We start from the raw sequence: 571 nt of genomic DNA on the forward strand, positions 1-571 counted from the left end.
GTGGTAGATGCGGTCGACCACCGTATCGCCTTCCGCCACGAGCCCTGCGAGCACCAGACTCGCCGAGGCGCGGAGGTCGGTCGCCATTACCGGCGCCGCCATGAGCTTGTCGGCACCGCGAATGACGGCGGTGTTGCCCTCGAGACGGATGTCGGCCCCCATCCGCTGCAGTTCCTGCACGTGCATGAAGCGGTTTTCGAACACCGTCTCGGTGATGGTGGCGGCGCCTTGGGCAATGCAGTTCATGGCCGTGAATTGCGCCTGCATGTCTGTCGGGAAGGCCGGATAGGGTGCCGTGTGCACGTCCACGGCCCCGGGCCGCCGCCCCTGCATATCCAGCGTTATCCAGTCGGCACCGCACTCGATCTCGGCACCGGCATCCCGCAGTTTCGACAGCACGCTGTCCAGCAGTTCGGGGCGGGTGTCCTTGAGCTTGACCCGGCCGCCGGTGATCGCCGCCGCCACCAGGTAGGTGCCGGTCTCGATGCGGTCCGGCAGGACGCTGTAGCTGCCGCCGTGCAGGCGCTCCACACCCTCCACGGTCACGGTGTCCGTGCCGGCGCCGGCGACC

At 68.3% G+C, this 571-nt stretch carries 1 pseudogene; it reads right to left on the minus strand.

Annotation, left to right across the window (positions count from 1 at the left end):
• Nucleotides 1-571 (minus strand): annotated as a pseudogene (locus SCI24_RS21455) (UDP-N-acetylglucosamine 1-carboxyvinyltransferase); the annotation flags it as partial.

Source organism: Halomonas sp. (assembly GCF_033549285.1).
Taxonomy (GTDB): domain Bacteria; phylum Pseudomonadota; class Gammaproteobacteria; order Pseudomonadales; family Halomonadaceae; genus Halomonas.